Here is a 19044-nt window from a genome sequence, read left to right on the forward strand (position 1 = left end):
AAAACAATTACTTTAAACCACCAAACTGCCGCTATAGTTGGTTAGTTTTGATTGGGTTCGACTGGTTTCTTAGATTTAGGCCAAAGCAGTTTATCTTCTCTTTCTTTTTTCTTCATCATGGATTCACCGAGTCTTGTGCGTAAAATATATTCAATTTGGTCTTTTGTATGAGCGGATATCCTTTCTGCATCAGTAACGTTTCCCAAATCTCTTAACAATAGTTCTATGTTCTCATAAGCTTTTTCATTTAAAAAGTCCCCGTTAGATGGTAGTCCCGGAATTCGGTTCCAAGTTTTGATGGCTTCCGTTTGGAGTTTACTATCCTTCCGTAGAACACCGGATTCCCAAAGGACACGTCCTTTTTCAAAGTACCCATCTTTCAGGCGATACCCTTTTGGTGTTTTTGAAATCATTGTTTCTAAAATATCAATTCGTTTTTTAGAATATGCTTCTTCTACATCTTTGTTCGTGAATAATTTTTTATCTTGTAAAAGTTTCTTATATTTTGTTTCCACTCGTCGTAGAGTTTCATAACGTAAAGTTTGTTTTTGTTCCGGTGTTGCCAGTTTCAAATATTCTTTAGCTTGGAAGTATTGTTCAAGAGCACGGCCTTGAATTTCATAAATATTTTCGATGGTAAAAAGGATTTCTGTACCGGTACTAGTTCCAAGATTTTGGGACAAAGCCGCCATCATTTGGCGAAGGAAGTCTTCTTTGTTTAAGTTCTCTTGAAAATAATCAATGGCAAAATAACTGGGATCACCACTAAAAGGATAAGCTAATCTTTGTAAGTTTTCATAATACAAATCGCGAACAAACTGACTCAAGTCTCCTTTGTCTGGATCATAACCCATATAACGGGAGATAAACTCATCCAATTGTTTTTCTTTTTTCTGTTTGAGTGTTTTATCTAAATAACGAGTCCGATCTTCTTTGGACATGGATAACGGAGATTTTGGTTCCGCCTCTCCTTCTTTGGAAACTCGCATCGTAATCGGTGGAGATGACTCCTCTCCTTTTCGAAACTCTTCAATGATTCGGTTTCGTTCTTTGTGGACAAATAAATTGTCCTCGGCCGTTTCTATATCTACGCGAAAAGGATCACGAATCCCTTTTACTGTTGGGAGAACATCCTTAACAATGATATCTTCATAATCACGGTTTCTTTTGATATAGGAATCCGCAACACCTGAGTTCTCATTGATTTGGTCGTAATCATTTTTGAATTGTTTGCGTAAAGAGGACGTCCCTTCTAAATCTTTGACTAATTCTTCCCATTGACTCCCTTTGTATTTGCCCTTCGAAAATCCGTTTCCGTCGCCATCTTCTCCCTCTTCACCTTCACCAGGTTCGCCGCTAGAATCTGAATTTCCCGTTTCACTCATCGAATTTCCAAAACTCATTTGAAAACTGAGTTCTTTTTCTTCTTCCTGTTCGTAAATCCAAGGGGGGCCACAAAAAGTTTTTTGGTAGGGAGAGTCGGAATGATTGAACGAATAGATAATTAATGTTATGTGGGAGACTACAGAAATATAGAGAGCAATATAAAATCGACTATCAAATAGAAATTTAAGAATTCCTTTTAACATAAAAGAAAAACACGAGTCCTACAATGCCCATGTACAAATAAGAAAGTAAATTCCCATACAACCGGTAAAAAGTCATTTCGCCAGGAATCACTTGTACTTTTTTTCGAATCACAGCAGCTGTTTCTATAGGAGTAAAATCATTATCTATATTACGACCAAGATGGTCTGTAAATACGGACGTACCGGAATTAGTAGAACGAACTATCCACTTACGAAATTCTATCGCACGAAGTCGACCTAAGGTATGGTGTTGGTATGTCTCAACTGAGTTACCATACCATTTGTCATTCGTGACATTGACTATAAAATCAGGATCACCCGAAAACTTTCTAACAAACTCGGAGATGATGACTTCATAACAAATCAAAGGTAAAAAACTTCCGATTTGTTTTTCTTCTATTTTGTCTTTGGAATAGTATTCACGAACAGCTGCCGGGCCTATGGTTACTGTATCTTCAAAATGAAGGTTTTTCGTCTGCGAGGTGTGAGTTTTTCTTGGTTCATAATAGGGAATCAAATTGAAACTTGTCCCCGGTGCAAACTGTCCGGTTTGGCCAGACAAAGCATACATCCATTCGAACGGCATGTATTCCCCAAAGATCAGTAAAAAAACTTTTTGATAACTGTTCCTTCTTTCTCCATTTGGATTCATCAAAACAGAAGAATTATACATCCGAATGTCTTTTCGGGATATACGACCAGGAAGGGCATCTGAACTTAGATCCGCATCCAATTCATTATAAAACAAATTAGTTCCATGCCGTAAACTTAAGATGGCCATCAATGATTCAAACTGATGCCAATAGATACGGCTATAGCGAGTGATTTCCGTATCGTGAGTTGTGAAAAAAGGAATTCCTGACTCAGGCAAAACAACAAGATCTGCAGGTTTTGTTTCCAATTCCCTCTCAACCAAAGAATCGATCCTTGCCATTAAATTGCGAATCTCTTCAACGGGATTTCTTCCATCGCGAAATTCTAATGGTGCATTCGGTTGGATCACAAGAACATCACGTTCAGCAATCGGCTTAACCTTTGACCATTTTTGAAATAAATAATAACCATTCCCGAAAAACAAAACGAGAACCAAAACTAAACTGAGACCGCCAAATAAAAATTGTTTTTGGTATCCTTTATGTTTCGAGAGAAAGTTCGTCAGTACACGAAATAATGTTTTTGGTTTTCTGAATGAAAACAAATAATAAGAAACAAAAAAGAGAAATGCGGATAGTCCGTATGCGCTCGCATACTCCGCGTTTTGTGCCAAAATTTGATTTTCTGCCACAACATTTCCAAAATACCAAGGAAACACTTGGGGTGTAAAAAATTCCGCAAATAGAATGGATATAGATGCAATGACGGGGAAAAATTTTCCCACTCGTTTTGCCAAAAAGGAAAATAACAAAAGATAAACAGGAAATTTAAAATTAAGGAGAATGGCAGAACCAATAAAAATGGGAACTGCCAAATACCAATCAAAACCACCAAAAACAGTGGTCATATGGTAAACCCAATGGAAGGATACTAAATAAAAAAGAATCGAAAAACCAAAACCGTGATAGATGAGTTTTTTCCATTCCCCCCGATTTCGTTTTTCAATGAGAAAAAGTCCAAAGGGAGCCACCCAAACAAAAAATGGAAGATTTAAGGGAGCAAACGAAAGGAAGGAAAATACAGCAGTGAGCGAATAACAAAAAACGGATATGATACCTTCGCGTGAAATTAAAAAACGTAAGAGTTTCATATCCGTTAGACTACTAAAAATAAATTACGATTTGTTGTAGTTATTGTTACCGTTTTGCACTTTTGTAAAAATCATTTTACCAGCAGCAGTTTGGATGATACTTGTGACAACCACACGTACATCCTTTCCTACCAAGTGACCACCGTTTTCAATCACAACCATGGTTCCATCTTCCAAATAACCAATCCCTTGGTTTTCGTCTTTTCCTTCTTTGATGACGGAAATTTGAAACTCTTCACCAGGAAGAACCACTGGTTTGAGTGCATTGGCAAGATTGTTCAAGTTAAGAACGCGAACCCCTTGTAACTCAGCCACTTTGTTTAAGTTGAAGTCGTTAGTAACAACAGCTCCACCAGTATCACGTGCTAGTTTGACAAGTTTTGCATCCACTTCTCTTGTATCTGAATAATCAGTATAAGTGATTTTAACTTCGATAGAACCTTTTCTTTGGAGTTTGTTTAACATCTCAAGACCACGTCTTCCGCGAGCCCGTTTGATTGGGTCAGAAGAATCGGAGATGAGTTGGATCTCACGTAACACAAAGTTTGGAAGGATGAGTGGACCATCTAGAAAATGAGTATCAGCGATATCTAAAATACGACCATCAATCACAACAGAGGTATCCAGAATTTTATCTTTGATTTGGGTATTGGCAGTATCTAAACCAGGAATTTGAAAACTAGAACCCGCAGCCCCACTTCCGCCACCAAAAATACCAAGTCCTGGTTTTTTAGCGAAAGCCACTCCGGTTTTGATTCCTGTTAAGAAAAAAAGAACCGCTACAAAAATAGCGATGGATTTATATCCGTAATCGTTCAAGAGACTGACAGGGAAGGCCGCAATGGACAAACCAAGAAGTGCTCCTACACTGGCACAAAGTACAAGATCAGCTTTGATTTCAGGGAATAGTTTTCTCTCACCTAACACGAGGATTAGGGAATAAAGGAGAATGATTCCAGCAAGTACCCCCGCCAAAACGAGGTTTTGCGATTCCGAATATAAGAAGAAAAACGACACCGAAGAGACAAAAATTGTCCCAAGGGCTGAAAGTAAGTGTTTCATAACTCAATCCTTATAAAAGAGTTGAGTAAAACGGAAGTTTATTCTAAATCTAGATCATCATCCAATTCTTTTGGAGGCGGTGGTGGAGCCATTCCCTGAACCGAAGCCGCTAATACGTCCGAGACGATATTTCCTGCTTCTTCTTGGGGTACACCTTTACTAAGTGCAATTTCCATCTTTACTAAATTATAGGCGCTCTCATAGAGCTTTCTTTCCATAATGGAAAGTTCTTTGCCATAGGCACGTCTGTAAAGATTACGGCAAACATCAGCCACCTCGAAAATGGAACCAGATTTGATCTTGTTCATATTGTTCTGGTAACGGACCTTCCAGTCCTCTTCCGTGTCGACCTCATCCTTTTTTAGGAGAGTGAGAACTTTTTTGATCTCTTTTTTATCAATGATCGACCGGATACCCACATCCATTGCCCGATCCACAGGGATAGAGACCTTCATTTTGGAACCTTGAATTTCCAAACTGTAACAGTCTTTTTTCTTTCCCAGAATCAGCTTTTTTGCAACTTCTGTGACTTCACCTACTCCATGGATAGGGTATACAACGTAGTCCCCCACCTTGAATTTAGGCTCTTTAGTTTTTTCGTTTAGTTTTTTTGTAGCCAAGTAAGTATAATAACTTCCGTAAATACTCTTGCCATGAGTATACCTGAAAATTGACGAATGTCAAGAAAGTTGGCAAAAATAGTTTTAGAATCGAATGGTTTTTACCTGGGCGTCCGTTAAGCTTGGGAGTTTTGATTTTACGGCTTCCAAGGTTTCCTTCGCATCATCCAAACGATAGAAATACCCAGCGAAAAGTTTACCCGTAGAGGTACGGAAAATCCTTCCTCTTAAGCTAGGATTTGCATCAATGAGTTGTTTTCCGACTGCCACTGCTTCTTCCGGTGTGAAATCCCCAATTTGTACCATGTAGTTGATTTGGTCATTTTTCGGAGGGAATTTCAAAGTGGCCGGAAACGGAGATCCTGAAGGAGAATCAGTTCCTTCAGAACTTGTTTCTTCTTGGTTTCCTCCATCTTCCTTAGATTCGGTCAACTTTGGTGATGGTAATTTATGAGAACCTACATTCGAAAAAGAAGTTTCCGAGTTTTCTTTAAATTTGGTTTCCTTTTGCCCGAGTTGGATTCCCACCACCATACCTGAAGTAAAAAGCAAAATTCCACCAACAAGAAGGATGAATGCTGATTTCGGTTTCTGAGTGCTTCCAAAAGAAACTTGCGTTTGGGGAGAATAAGAGGGAACTTCGCCCTCAAAAGGTCGGCCGGATCTAAGCTTTCTTGAATAATCTATATTTTGCATGGGCGTTCCGGTATCTCTATTACTCTAATTGTCGGACGCCGATTCCAAAAAATAGAATGATTTTTGATTAAATCTTACCCGATTAGTCTTTGAATCAAAGTAAGATAGATAAGGATAAACAATGGTCGAGAAAAGAATTTGCATCAAATTTGCTTACAACTAGTTTCAGTTTCTATGACCACTAGACTAAAGAATATCGCAAAATTAGCATTATTTACGACAACCTTACTGACAATAGGTTGTGCTTCAATGTTCAAAACAACCACTCACGTTCCAATACAAGTGTATGCTGATCCTTTAGAATCAAGTATTTACTTAGATGATGAAAAAGTGAGTGAGACCTTTCACCAAATAGAGTATCCATATAAATCCGATAAAAAGTTTACCTATAGAATCGAGAAGGATGGATTTGAGCCGAAAACTGTCATAATTGAAAAGAAATTCAATACTTACGCTTATTTGAATTTATTAACTTTCTTATTTTCCCCAGTTTTATTTCTAATCGATCATGCCAATGATGCTTTGTTTATTTACAAATCGCCAAGTGAAAACATCAAATTGGAAGTGAATGAAAATTATAAGGAAAAAACGGAAACGCCAACTTATAAACAATTTGAATTAGACCGTTCGAAGTTAAAAAATACTAAAGGACTCATTGTTTTTAATGGGTATGTTACGGAAATACTTGTAACTGATGGTGATGGAAACAAATACGATATTAAGAACACTCCATTTTTGTTTGCACCTGGTAATTTTGAAGTACAATCAAAATTTTATACTTCATTTAAAAAAGGAAATTATCAACATACATATACTGCAAAAACTCCAATTACCAGTAAACTAACTCTCCAACCAGCATCCGCTATTGCTGTTTGTACGGATTTCGATTCGGTAAAAAATACTTCCACACATACTTTGATCTCATCAGGAAAACCAAATCCTTATTTATCATCAGAGACAACTTTAAAAAGATTCAATATGGCAAGACTTTGCCCAAAATCAATCTTTATGCAAAAGGTTAATCCCTAGTTTCAATGAATATTTCTATCGAATGGGAATTGGAAGAACCAATTCACAAAACACTCTCCCGTTGAATATCGATTGAAAAATTCCTAATTCATAGAAAATTGGAAACAGTTTTCTATGAATTGTCCCCTGTGTGAATCTCCTTCAATCCCTTTCTACAAAAACAAATTCCGAGATTATTTACGTTGCACACATTGTTTGTCCATATTTATGGAAAAAAGTTTTTTACCTACAAAAGAGGAAGAAAACAAAAGATATCTAGAACATAACAATGACATCTATGATATAAAATACCAAAACTTTCTAAAACCCATCGTCGATAAAGTCCTTCAATTTCAGAAACCAGATGAGGATGGATTGGATTTTGGTGCGGGACCACATTCCGCGATTGAGTATCTTTTAAAACAAAACGGTTATTCGATTCGTATTTATGATCCCTTTTTCCATCCTTATGACAAAAATCTATTAGAAACCTATGATTATATCACTCTGACAGAAGTGGTGGAACATTTTCATTCCCCAAAACTAGAGTTTCAAAAACTAAAGGGATTACTAAAACAAAATGGGTCGTTATATATCCTAACCCACCCCTATGATGACAGTATCAATTTTGAAAAATGGTATTATAAAAACGACCAAACACATACCTTTTTCTATACTACGACGGCATTCGATTGGATTCTGAATCATTATGGTTTCAAAACTTTAGAAATTCAAAATAGAATCATTATACTAAAAAAGTAATATGACCCTATCACCATTCAAACAAATGATTAGCTAAGGAAGGCTCATCAAAGTGGAGATGTCACTTGCACTCAGCTGACGTCCTTTGAAAAACCAAACATCATCCATCCTTCCTGAATAAAAACGAGGGTTATCAAAACCAAAACCGATGTTTAGTGGTTTTCCTGTACGCCATGGACGCGATGAACTACCCGTAATGCATCCGGTGACTTGCGAAGCATTGGGAGTAAGATCAGAGGTAACACCCACACCCACTCCATTGACCCAAATTGTTCCCTGCTGCGTGGCTCCATTATGAACGTAAGTGATATGAGTCCATACGTTTGCAGTTAAAACCGTTGAAGATGTCCCTAGTGTAAGATCTTCATTAGCCCAAAAGTCAAAAAATGCAGAAAACTCGAAATGACCTGTTGCATCCAATAAAAGTCTGGGCCCTGGATCGCCACCAATATATTGTTGGATACTCATAATTTGATTGTTCGTCGCATTGTTAGGAAAAATCCATAAAGCAATGGCAAAGTCCTCGTTGCAAAGAGGAGTAAAGTCACTGCCAAAGTACTGATCCGTCCCGTTGAAGGATGCAGAACCGTTTGGCAGGTTGGAGCGACTGAGAGTATACGAAGGACCTGTAGTCACAGGCCAAATTCCACCGGGGAAATATCCATGATGAGCACTTCCACTCTTATCATTGATATCACCATCCAGAGGATACCATGCATAAAGACCGGAGACAAGCGCGGGTGGGATTTGGAAACCATAGGTGCTTTTAGGGCCACAACGCCCTTCTAAAAAACATTTTAAAATTTCAGTTTCAGTGAATGATCTACTTTCATAATCTCCCGTATTATTAAAAGCGTTCGGCTGACAATAAGAAGATAAACAGAATACAAATACAAATAATCGAATTTGTTGGATGATTCGGAAACTACTTTCCATAGAATCATCTAGCATATCCGAAAAAAATAACGGGTCGTCCTAAACTATATTTCAGGACTCTTTTTTAGAATAAAACTTGTAAGCTTTCAAAAAAATCTAAAACTGATTCAAAATGAAATGGGTTCGATTTTTGTTTTTTGTTTGGATCTTGACGGCTGGTCTATCCTGTTCCGAAGAGAAACACAGCAGAACTAACATTACGAATCGATTTGAATCCTTCCGCGATCAAGAAGGGGCGATGTCCTTGGAAGATGTAGAGAAACAAACATCTTGGCAAAACATAAAAGGAGATTCTCTCTCTTTTCATTTTACAAAAGATATTATCTGGCTCCGTGCCAAAGCTAGTGACCCCGCTTTTTTACCAGATAAAATCCTTTCTTTAGAGTGGAAGGCATTAGACAATGCGATTCTTTTTTTACCGGACGAATCGTCCTATTTATCTTTCCAAACGGGAGATGCGTATCCTAAATCCACTTGGGCCGTTCCAGAAGCATTGGATCCTAGTTTCCAAATCCCAAGGCTCAAACTAACAAATAAAAATTATATTTACCTACGACTTCAATCTGTTTCCCTCATTTCTTTTCCTATTTTCTCTATGGATGAGAATGCCTTTCACAAAAAAATTATTTTAGAAACCGGAGTGATCTACTTAATTCTGGGATTTTGTGCCGTTATGTTTCTCATCAGCCTGTTTTATCTCTTTGCATTTCGGCTTTATGAATTTTTTTACTATGGAGTCTATATACTAACAACGACTTTGTGGTTCAACACTCAATTCGGGAATTCCTTCCATACTTTTTGGCCGAGTGCAACCTGGTGGCAAAGTAGGTCTAATTTATTCTTTTTGGCTTTGGGAATCGCCGCTTCTTTTCAGTTCGTAAGAATATTTTTAAACACAAAACAAAAAACTCCTTGGGTTGATCGCATTTTAACCCTACTGGCACTCGTTGGACTCATATCCTCTTTCAGTATCCTTTTCACCGAAACAAATAGGATCTTTTCTAGAATCATCAACCTCATTTATTTGATATCGGTTCCCATCATCCTCACTGCCGGGATTCGGGTTTACTTAATGGGAGAGAAAAAAATAAAATTCTTTCTCCTCTGTTGGGGGAGTTACCTTTGTTCCGGATACATTTCTATTTTTTATTACTTAGGAATCATTCCTTATTCTCTGCCGGTCATATATGGGTCCATATTCATATTTCCCATCGATTTGTTTTTTTTGTTATTCAACCTCCTTCAAAAATACAAAGATTTGGATGGGGAAAGAAATGAAATTTTACAAAGACTTCTCTCCATAAACAATTCCAAAGACACACGTTATACGAAATCCAAACTAGATTCGGTCAACACTAACGAGTTTGTGATTCGACTAGAGAAATGGATGTCTGAAACAAAACCATATTTAGATGAAACTTTGGATTTAGAAAAAACATCTCTTGCCATCGGACTCAATCTACAGCAAACATCGGAACTAATCAATTCGCAACTAGGAATGAGTTTCCGATCCTATTTGAATTCCTATCGAATCAAAGAGGCCAAAGAATTGCTAAAAACAAAACCGGAGTTATCGGTGATTGCCATCGCATTTGCAACAGGTTTTGGCTCGAAATCAGTGTTCAATGCGGAATTCAAAAAATCGACAGGACTTGCACCCGGAGAATACAAAAAGAAATCCTAAGTCCAGATAACCCAAGGAAACACTTTACCCACCAAAAGAAAGTCTCTTTCGGCAAGATAACAATTCTAAATCACAGAAATAATTTCTTTTAGTTTCGGGTGTTCCGGGGACATTGTTTTAATCAAACCCACCAAATAATTTGCCCGGTCCTTATCCCCATTCAACCGACAAACATCCGCTAAATGAATTAAATTTCCAATATTTGCAGGTTGCCGCAACCTCACCCTTTCACCTAATTCTTGCGATTCCTCTAAAAAGGATTTTGATTTGTAAATAGAATAGAGACGTTTGTATAAAACTGAGGTATGGAACATCCATCTTGTATCGGATGGAAAATTCTCCAAGGCCAAACTCGCATATTCCATTGCCTTAAGTAGTATTCCCTCTTTTTCATATAATCTAGTGATGTATTTTAATTCCTTAATGGAAATTTCTAAGGCCGAATTGTATGATAAAAGTATATCTAATGCTTTGCTATATTGTTTTAGTTTGATAAACTTTTTAGCTTCCTCCCAATAGACTCCAGGTTTAGAAAATGATCCTAAGTTATATTCCATTGATATCAAACTTAAATCATCTGAAAACTTTCCTCTTGTTTTTAATATGGAGATTACATTGTTTACATCTCCTTCGGACTCTTCCAGACAATTTAAAATTAAATTTTGATCCTCATTGATTTCGCGGTACCTTCCTGATTCAGAGATTACCAGATCATCCTTCCCATCCGATCCACAAATAATTTTATCTCCTTTTTGTAATTGGAATACTGAAATGAATCGATTGGTTGGAACTTCCATCACCCCTAATTTATAATAATGAATTTCATCTTCGATAAATCTTGCCTTCCCATCTCGGTATAAAATCACCCAAGGGTGTTCTAAATTAATAAAATACAAAGTTCCTGTAGATTCCTCTAACAAACCTACTACGGCAGATACCAACATAGCTCCGTCGAAAGTTTCAAATACCTTTTGTAAATCCAAATAACAATCATGTAACCAACGTTCTGGCGACCGATTGGAGGAAACTGGATCCATCTTGGAACGAATGATGATCGAGTTATAAACAGCTCCAAGGACAATGGCTCCCCCTGCTCCCTGGATCGATTTACCCATGGCATCTCCATTGATGAACGCTTTGTAACGTTTCCCCTGGAGAATTAAATTAAAAACAGAAACGTAATCACCACCTAACTGGTATTCCTTATTTCTAAAATAAAACTTTTTGTATTGATTGACCACAGTTTCAATGTTTACAGCATTTCCATCTGTTTCGTGCCCAAGTAATGGTTCGAGTAAAAGTGAAGTTAAAAAATAATCTCCGTCTTGTTGGGACTTTAGGGTCTGAATTTCATCAACAGTTTTAGTGATTTCTTCGTTCTTTTTGATGATTCGTTTGTGGTTTAAAAAGGAATGGAAACGATACCTTTCCATAATGAGGCCACTGAAAATTCCAAGTATATAACTGATGGCTAAGTTTTGCATCGAATATGCTGATGCAGCAGTGGAAAGATCTGGTTTATAAACATAAACAGAAATGAAAAAAATCAAAATGGATATAGGATAATAAATGAATAAAGTTTTTCTAGGTAGTGGTAAAAAAGGAAGGATCATCACAAGCATCTGATACCCAGAAACATAGGGAGCATCATCGGCAATCCGACCGGTATAATAAGCAGCAGTAAACAAAAGATAGGCGTATGTTAAATAGGCCCAGGTCAGACCTTCCCAAGATGAAAACTTGTTTTTAAAATGGTTGTAGATAATAAAAACAATATAGGAAAAACAAAGAAGGCTGTATCCAATTCGAAAATAGAATAACTCAGGGAATTCAGGGTGGAGTTTGGCATCTGTATCAAATGCAAACCCTAACATACCAAATACGCCGATGATACTTCCTGGAATCTGGATGATTCGAGTGTGCCTATCTAATTCGGTTATATAATCTTGGTTATATATTTTCCTTTCAGGGGTTAGATCGAGAAATTTAGAAAGAATCGTTTTGAAATACTGATACACGATTCTTCATTAGACGAAAAAGCCCGCACAAGGGCGGGCTTCTTTAAAACGGTTTTGTCTATTTTTTTAAAAAGAGAGACTCTACCTAGAACTGAGTTGTTGGCGCGATTCGAGAGATGATATCACCAAACGAGAACGCAAACAACAATGCCAAAAAGACAAATGCAGAAAGAAAAATGACTCGGTTTAACATATTATCATACTTTAAGTGCATGAAATAAGCTAACACGAAGAAGGCCTTACAAGTTGCTACCGCCATGGCTACAATCATGTTCCACTTTCCTAAATCATACTGAGCTACCCAAACGGTAACAAAAGTTCCAAAGAAAAGAGCCAAAAGAACATACACATATGTTTTGATAGAAATCACATGATGTTCGTGGTGTTCTTCTTCCTCTTCACCATCTTCTACCCACATAGAAGCAGAAGCGTGGTCTTCTTTGTGATCTTCATCACCAAGAACAAATTTTAATATTTTGTTGTCTTTGTTCTCTTCAGTAAACTTCGCATAACGATTTGTTTGGAAAAACTGACCAAACCAGTTGATGATGAATCCTACAATAGTAGCTTTTGCAATCCCTGGAGCAAAGATTCCAAATCCAAGAATTGGAGTGAAAACTGCAACGAGGGCGATGAAGTAAAGTCCGTAATTGATTACGTATTCCATTCGATAATACCTTTTATCCTACTAAATAAAGAAGTGGGAAGAGGTAAATCCATACCAAGTCCACAACGTGCCAGAAAAGACCCACACCTTCTACAGGAGTGTAATATTCAGGTCCAACCTTTCTTCTTAGAGTTTTGATAAAAATCCAGAAGATTAGGAAAGCCCCAGCTACCACGTGAACCCCGTGAAGACCAGTCATGACAAAGTAAAAACCGTAGAACATTTCCCATTTTGGTTGAGAAATCACTGCTTTCAAACGAGAAACTTCTTCTGCACTGACATGGTTTTTTTCAAGTTCAGCAGGGTTTTTAAGAAGAGCAGAAATCTTAGATTCACACTCAGCTCGTTTTCCACCTGCACCACAAGAAGGATCAACTAACGAAAATTTGCCGGGAACAGTTCCTACATGGAACTTATGGCTATATTCGAAGTATTTGATGACCATGAAGGCACCAGCACAAGCGATTGTGAGTGCAAGCATGATAGCAGCAATTTTATGTAAACCACGTTGCACATAGTTAATCGCAGCAGCCATAGTGAAGGAACTGACGAGAAGTACAACGGTGTTCACCGCTCCCATTTTCCAATCTAATGTTTCCGAACCATTTTTAAAAACGGTTGGGTAAAGAGAATGGTAAATTAGGTAACCTACGAATAGGCCACCGAACATAAGGATTTCTGTGCAAAGGAATAACCAGATTCCTTGTTTGGAAGAGGCATATTGGTGTTCTGCACTCTTAAAATGGTGTTGGTGTTGAAATTCACTTGAAGAACTAACGGAAGTCATATGGCCCTGCAGTTACTGTTGGAGTAGTTGTAAAGTTTTCGTGTGGAGGTGGAGAAGACGTTTGCCATTCGAGTGTTTTTGCACCCCAAGGGTTGTCAGAAGCCTTTTCGCCTTTAAAAATTCCATGAATAATAGTGATGAGACCTACCAAAAATCCAAGACCAATCAGCCAAGATCCCACTGTAGAGATTTGGTTGAGGTTTGTGTATTCAGGAAGGTAGTCAAAGTATCGTCTTGGCATTCCCATAGCACCGAGAACAAATTGTGGGAAGAAAGTTACGTTGAATCCAGTGAAGATAAGAACCCAAGAGATTCTTCCACCAAGATCAGAAGTCATCCTTCCAAACATTTTTGGGAACCAGTAGTAGATACCGCCCATAAGTGCCATAAGAGTTCCACCCACCATTACATAATGGAAGTGAGCTACTACGAAGTAAGTATCATGGAAGTGAACGTCCATACCAGTCGATGCAAGGAATACCCCTGTCAAACCACCGATCGTAAAGAGGAACATAAAACCAAGAGCGAAGAGCATTGGCGCTTCGAAGGTAACCGTTCCGCGATACATTGTAGAAATCCAGTTGAAGAGTTTGATGGCAGTCGGAACCCCAACAAACATAGTGATGATGGAGAAAACAATACCAGCAAGTGTAGACTGACCAGATACAAACATATGGTGTCCCCAAACAAGGAAGGATACTGCTGCAATCGCTACTGAAGAGTAAGCAATCGCTCGGTAACCGAAAATTGTTTTTTTGGAGAATGCAGTGATGAGTTCAGAGATCACTCCCATCGCAGGAAGGATCATGATATAAACTGCAGGGTGAGAGTAGAACCAGAAGAAGTGTTGGAAAAGAACTGGATCTCCACCAAGATCTGGATCAAAGATTCCCACTCCCAGAGTTTTCTCTGCTCCAATGAGAAGGAGAGTGATGGCAAGGATTGGTGTTGCAAGGATCTGAATGATAGAAGTGGAATACAAAGCCCAAATCATCAGTGGGATTCTGTCCATTGTCATTCCAGGTGCTCTCAGTTTATGAGTGGTTACGATGAAGTTTAGTCCCGTAAGGATGGAAGAAAAACCCATAGTAAAGGCACCCAAAACAAGCAAAATCACTCCATTGGAAGTCTTTGCAGTGGAGTAAGGAGTATAGAATGTCCAACCTGTATCTACTTGGTTAAAAATCATAGAGGAAGCTGCAATCAGAGCTCCTGCAATGAAGATGTAGTAAGAAGCAAGGTTCAGTCTTGGGAAAGCAACGTCTTTCGCACCGAGTTGGATGGGAAGGACAAAGTTTCCAAGAAACGCAGGAATTCCAGGAATGATCACCATAAATACCATAATGGCACCATGGAAGGTCATAAACTTGTTATAAGTATCTGGATCCAAAAGTGGCTCTGCGCCAAATTTTGCTAAGTGCAAACGAATTCCTAAAGCAAAGAAACCACCAATTAAGAAAAGGGTAGCTACTGTTGCAAAGTACATAAGACCAATGCGTTTGTGGTCCAGAGTGGTCATCCAAGACCAGATTCCAGATCCGTGGTTCAGATAATTATGGTCTGCGTGACCATGTTCGGTTTTTGTATGTGCTGAACTCATCTCTCTTCCTTATTTAATGGATTTGATATATTCAATTAGGTTGGCAACGTCTTCGTCAGAAAGTTGTCCTTGGAATACCGGCATTGCTGGTGGGTATCCTTCTACGATTTTTGCAGAAGAAACAAGGATGGACTCACGAAGGTAGTTTTCATCAGCTTTGGCTTGGCTTCCGTCAGCAAACTTTCGGCTAGAACCAAAAAGTCCTTTCATGGTAGGCCCAACAATTCTTGCTCCATCGATTGAGTGGCAAGACGCACAAGCTTTTTGAGCAAATAAAGTTTTACCAAGATCGGCAGGACTGTCGGCACCTTTTTTCTCAGCATGATACCAAGCCGCATATTCCTCAGAAGGAATCGCTTTGATTTTAATCATCATACCGGAGTGTTTGGTTCCGCAATATTCTGTACAGAAAACGATGTATTCCCCAGCTTGTTTTGGTTCGAACCAAAGTTGAGTGAGTTTTCCAGGAACCGCATCTTGTTTGGTTCGGAAAGCAGGGACGTAAAAACTATGAATGACATCTTTTGAAGTGAGGATGAGTTTTGTTGCTTTTCCTGCAGGAACAATCATTGGATCATTTGCAGAGCTATAAAACTCTTTTCCGTTCGCATAACGATAAGTCCACGCCCACTGCTCTGCAGTGACATGAATTTCGGCCGCTATGTCTTCTGGAGGGGTTCTAAGTTTTTCGAAAATCACCATACCCCAATAGAAAATCCCCATCATAATCACGAGTGGGATGAATGACCAAAGAAATTCTGCAAAATTATTGTGAGTAATGTATGCGGATTTCTGGTCTAAACTTGTACGTTTGAACTTGATGAGGAACCATGTCATTCCACCAATCAAGATGACAAACGAAACAAGGCTGGAAATGATCAGAAACGCGTAGAGAAGATCAACTTCTTTTGCAATTTCCGTCGCCTGGATAGGCATGAACGAGGTCGCTGGAATGAGACTGCTCCAAGACATCTATGTGACTCCTTGACGGTTGTTATTTGTTATTTTTCGCCAGTTTATGTATAAAAACGCACCGAGAAGGAGTAAGGTGACCGCCCCCCCGAATTGCATCATCCTGTATGCGTATATCGTATATTTATTTTTTCTCGGATCAAATTGAAAGCAAAATAAAGCAAACTTGTCTACAAAACTCCCAATCTTCCCAGAAGATGCCTCTAAGAAGGCAAATTTCAGATCCCTTGGTTCTAATTGGATCCCTTGAAAAATCCGTGAGACCTTCCCTTCGGGAGTCAAAACATAAACTCCACTGGCGTGGATGTATTGTTTTGCTTCCGCATCCCAAGCGTACCGAAAGTCCAACTGTTTGGTCAGAGCATCGATGGATTCTTGAGTTCCCGTGAGGAGGTGGAGTCCCAATTCGGCTCCTTCTCTACCATATTCCTTCAAATAGGCCCCTTTTTTAGGAAAGGCTACCGATTCGTTTTCTTTCGGATCAATGGATACCGCAATGTATTGGTATTCTTTGCCGAGAGACCAATCGAGAGCCTTCAAACCCTGGAATACACCATTTAGGTGAAAATTACAAAGTGTGGGGCATTTGAAATAAACGGGAGAAAGGAGGACTGGTTTCCCTTTCGCGAGAAAATCAGAAAACTTAACGGTTTTCCCAGACTCATCGCGGAATGGAATGTCGAGCTGGAGAGACTTGCCCGTAACATCGGAAAACCCGATATTTTCTAGTTCTTTCGGGAGTTTGTTGTCCCGAGTTAGATTGGAATGGGGATCATACGCATAGACCTGAGTCCCAAACAATAAACAAAACAAAAAGAAAAATCTGGTTTTCACGAAGGTTTGGTTGTTACCCTATTTGGACTGAACGCTTTTGGATTCCATTCCTGGGTTTTCCGGAGTACCCGGATGAACAAAGGAAATATAAGCGAAGAAAAGAATATTGAGTGCAAGTGTGATAAGGAAAGTCCAGTAACCACTCTTATTGTAAAGGTCTGTGTTTTGCATAATTTTACCTGTTATAGTCTATACGAAAAACTGCTCTTTTTATCCAACAATTTTTAAAAGATGCAAGATTAATTTTATTTTCCCCAAACTCAGATCACAAAACCTGGAGGAAACAGATAGACGTATGACACTCAAACGTTTTTACACCATTCTCTCCGCATTAATTCTCATCAATCTCCTCTACGGACCACTCGTAAGAGCAACAGATTCTGGACTCGCATGTCCTGATTGGCCTTTGTGCCATGGAAAATTTGTACCAGAATTTACATTTCAGATTTTTATGGAAGTGGGACATAGATACTATTCTGGTATTTTAGGTATCCTTGTTGGGATTGGTTTTGTTTGGATTCTACTAAACAAAGAGACTCGGAATCAATTAGGAATCCCAGCAACCTTATCCCTAATTTTTTTAATTTCACAAGTGATTCTCGGTGGATTGACTGTAACCAAACTCCTCCACCCAACAACCGTTAACTTGCACTTACTCAACGCCGTCCTTTTATTATCGGCTTGTCTTACCGTTCGATTGTTGATTACCGAAGTTCCTTCTTCTAAGTTTGAATGGAACAGGCCCGGAAAATACTTTTTTGTTTTTACCATCCTTGTCGTTTTATACCAACTCTTTCTTGGTGGGAAGGTAAGCTCACACTACGCAGGCCTTGCTTGTCCCGACTTCCCTACTTGTTATGGAGAATGGTTCCCAAAGATGGAAGGAACCATCCGTTTCCAAATGGAACATAGACTGTTTGGTTATCTAGTGACACTTTCCGTACTTTCTCTTTCTGCTTACGGAATTCTTTATTTAAAGAATACAAACGTCAAAAAATCCTTAAAAATTGCCACTTATCTTGTTTCTTTTCAAATCCTTCTTGGTGCTATGAATGTTTTGTATCATCTCCCAAAACTAATCACCGGATTACACACGCTAAATGGTGTTCTGGTATTTATGTTTTGTTTTATTGCGGCTTTTTACCATTTTCGGTCTGAGGAAAAAGAGGTTTTATAATGTTCCGTTTGTGGAACCAACTCACAAAACCTAGAGTCACTGTACTCGTCCTTGCCACCGTTCTTCCCGGTATGTATTTGGGAACTTCTGGATACCCATCGCTCTGGGAAATTGGAATCACTTTACTTGGAACTTATCTAATGAGTTCAGCATCTTTCATTCTCAATCAATACATTGAAAGGGAAAGAGATGCTGTGATGTATAGAACCAAACAAAGACCCATTCCTTCTGGTGAAATTTCACCCAGGTTTGCCTTGGCTCTAGGTGTGATCGTTGCCATCTTAGCATTCGGAATTTTAACATACTACATCAACCTTCTAACGGCCGTTTGTGCCCTTTCTGCTTTGCTTTTATATGTGTTTTTATATACGATCTGGTTAAAACCAAGAACAGAACAAAACATTGTGATTGGTGGCATTTCTGGATGTATTGGCCCGCTAATCGGTTATGCAGCCATGGCCAATGCTCTTCCTATCCAAGCTTGGATTTTGTTTTTAATGATTTTTCTTTGGACACCGGCGCACTTCTGGGCTCTTGCCATCTTCTTAAAAGATGATTACGAGTTTGCAGGAATTCCGATGATGCCTGTGGTTTCGGGGATTCAAAAAACTGTAAATCAAATCTTTCTTTATGCGATTGCTTATTCAACTTCAGTGATTGGGTTTTATTTTTTCGATGACCGAATGGGAATTCTTTTTTTACTTTCTGCCATTCTACTCACAGTTTTGATTTTGGTTTTTGCTTACCGATTGAAACTATCTGGGGATAAAATACTCGCAAAACGATTTTTCTTTTTTAGTATCTTTCATTTATTTTTGGTAAGTTTGGCAATTGTCATCGATTCAAAAATCTAGGTTTTTTGATTGATTTGAACTGAAATTCCTGTTT

At 38.6% G+C, this 19044-nt stretch carries 17 protein-coding genes; 5 read left to right on the forward strand and 12 right to left on the reverse strand.

Annotation, left to right across the window (positions count from 1 at the left end; translation table 11 throughout):
* Positions 1-41: 41 nt before the first annotated feature.
* The 5 genes from EHQ16_RS08715 to EHQ16_RS08735 all read right to left on the reverse strand — a co-directional run bounded on the left by EHQ16_RS08715 (position 42) and on the right by EHQ16_RS08735 (position 5711).
* Positions 42-1589 (reverse strand): hypothetical protein, encoded by a 1548-nt coding sequence (locus EHQ16_RS08715; RefSeq protein ID WP_135631593.1) that lies wholly within the window; start codon positions 1587-1589, stop codon positions 42-44.
* Positions 1570-3333, reverse strand: coding sequence for an apolipoprotein N-acyltransferase (locus EHQ16_RS08720; protein WP_135631595.1), 1764 nt, complete (start codon positions 3331-3333; stop codon positions 1570-1572). The genes EHQ16_RS08715 and EHQ16_RS08720 overlap by 20 nt, the downstream gene beginning before the upstream one ends.
* 24 nt (positions 3334-3357) lie before the next feature.
* The gene (locus EHQ16_RS08725; protein WP_135631597.1) at positions 3358-4395 is read right to left on the reverse strand and encodes a PIN/TRAM domain-containing protein; all 1038 of its coding nucleotides are present in this window, start codon (positions 4393-4395) and stop codon (positions 3358-3360) included.
* 38 nt (positions 4396-4433) lie between these two features.
* A complete protein-coding gene (locus EHQ16_RS08730) occupies positions 4434-5015 on the reverse strand; it encodes a CarD family transcriptional regulator (protein WP_004785733.1) in 582 nt (193 codons plus the stop codon).
* 84 nt (positions 5016-5099) lie between these two features.
* Positions 5100-5711 (reverse strand): hypothetical protein, encoded by a 612-nt coding sequence (locus EHQ16_RS08735; protein WP_135631599.1) that lies wholly within the window; start codon positions 5709-5711, stop codon positions 5100-5102.
* A gap of 174 nt (positions 5712-5885) precedes the next feature.
* Between EHQ16_RS08735 and EHQ16_RS08740 the strand changes: the two genes are divergently transcribed.
* Both EHQ16_RS08740 and EHQ16_RS08745 read left to right on the forward strand, forming a co-directional pair.
* Positions 5886-6740: an LEPBI_I2678 family protein gene (locus tag EHQ16_RS08740; protein ID WP_135631601.1), complete on the forward strand. Its 855-nt coding sequence runs from the start codon at positions 5886-5888 to the stop codon at positions 6738-6740.
* Between the two features lie 114 nt (positions 6741-6854).
* Positions 6855-7481, forward strand: a complete 627-nt coding sequence (locus tag EHQ16_RS08745; protein ID WP_135631603.1) for a class I SAM-dependent methyltransferase — start codon at positions 6855-6857, stop codon at positions 7479-7481.
* A gap of 33 nt (positions 7482-7514) precedes the next feature.
* Here EHQ16_RS08745 and EHQ16_RS08750 read toward each other — a convergent pair whose 3' ends face one another.
* Positions 7515-8417, reverse strand: coding sequence for a LamG domain-containing protein (locus EHQ16_RS08750; protein WP_135631605.1), 903 nt, complete (start codon positions 8415-8417; stop codon positions 7515-7517).
* 112 nt (positions 8418-8529) lie between these two features.
* On the opposite strand from EHQ16_RS08750, the gene EHQ16_RS08755 reads away from it, so the two are divergent.
* Positions 8530-10101 (forward strand): 7TM diverse intracellular signaling domain-containing protein, encoded by a 1572-nt coding sequence (locus tag EHQ16_RS08755; protein WP_135631607.1) that lies wholly within the window; start codon positions 8530-8532, stop codon positions 10099-10101.
* Between the two features lie 65 nt (positions 10102-10166).
* Here EHQ16_RS08755 and EHQ16_RS08760 read toward each other — a convergent pair whose 3' ends face one another.
* The 6 genes from EHQ16_RS08760 to EHQ16_RS08785 all read right to left on the reverse strand — a co-directional run bounded on the left by EHQ16_RS08760 (position 10167) and on the right by EHQ16_RS08785 (position 16979).
* Entirely contained in the window at positions 10167-12119 is a 1953-nt protein-coding gene (locus EHQ16_RS08760; RefSeq protein WP_135631609.1) for a PP2C family protein-serine/threonine phosphatase, read from the reverse strand.
* Between the two features lie 85 nt (positions 12120-12204).
* A complete protein-coding gene (locus EHQ16_RS08765) occupies positions 12205-12786 on the reverse strand; it encodes a cytochrome C oxidase subunit IV family protein (protein ID WP_135631611.1) in 582 nt (193 codons plus the stop codon).
* A 13-nt stretch (positions 12787-12799) separates the two neighbouring features.
* Positions 12800-13573 (reverse strand): cytochrome c oxidase subunit 3 family protein, encoded by a 774-nt coding sequence (locus EHQ16_RS08770; protein WP_135631613.1) that lies wholly within the window; start codon positions 13571-13573, stop codon positions 12800-12802.
* Entirely contained in the window at positions 13560-15173 is a 1614-nt protein-coding gene (gene ctaD / locus EHQ16_RS08775) for a cytochrome c oxidase subunit I (RefSeq protein ID WP_135631615.1), read from the reverse strand. The genes EHQ16_RS08770 and ctaD overlap by 14 nt, the downstream gene beginning before the upstream one ends.
* 9 nt (positions 15174-15182) lie before the next feature.
* Positions 15183-16145, reverse strand: coding sequence for a cytochrome c oxidase subunit II (gene coxB, locus EHQ16_RS08780; protein ID WP_135631617.1), 963 nt, complete (start codon positions 16143-16145; stop codon positions 15183-15185).
* Entirely contained in the window at positions 16146-16979 is an 834-nt protein-coding gene (locus EHQ16_RS08785) for an SCO family protein (protein ID WP_135631620.1), read from the reverse strand.
* A 295-nt stretch (positions 16980-17274) separates the two neighbouring features.
* On the opposite strand from EHQ16_RS08785, the gene EHQ16_RS08790 reads away from it, so the two are divergent.
* Both EHQ16_RS08790 and EHQ16_RS08795 read left to right on the forward strand, forming a co-directional pair.
* A complete protein-coding gene (locus EHQ16_RS08790) occupies positions 17275-18156 on the forward strand; it encodes a COX15/CtaA family protein (protein ID WP_135631621.1) in 882 nt (293 codons plus the stop codon).
* Complete coding sequence (locus tag EHQ16_RS08795) at positions 18156-19010, forward strand: heme o synthase (RefSeq protein ID WP_135631622.1); 855 nt, start codon at positions 18156-18158, stop codon at positions 19008-19010. The genes EHQ16_RS08790 and EHQ16_RS08795 overlap by 1 nt, the downstream gene beginning before the upstream one ends.
* Positions 19011-19044 lie beyond the last annotated feature (34 nt).

Origin of the sequence: Leptospira kanakyensis, assembly GCF_004769235.1 — a bacterium.
In the GTDB taxonomy this organism is placed as follows: Bacteria; Spirochaetota; Leptospiria; order Leptospirales; family Leptospiraceae; genus Leptospira_A; species Leptospira_A kanakyensis.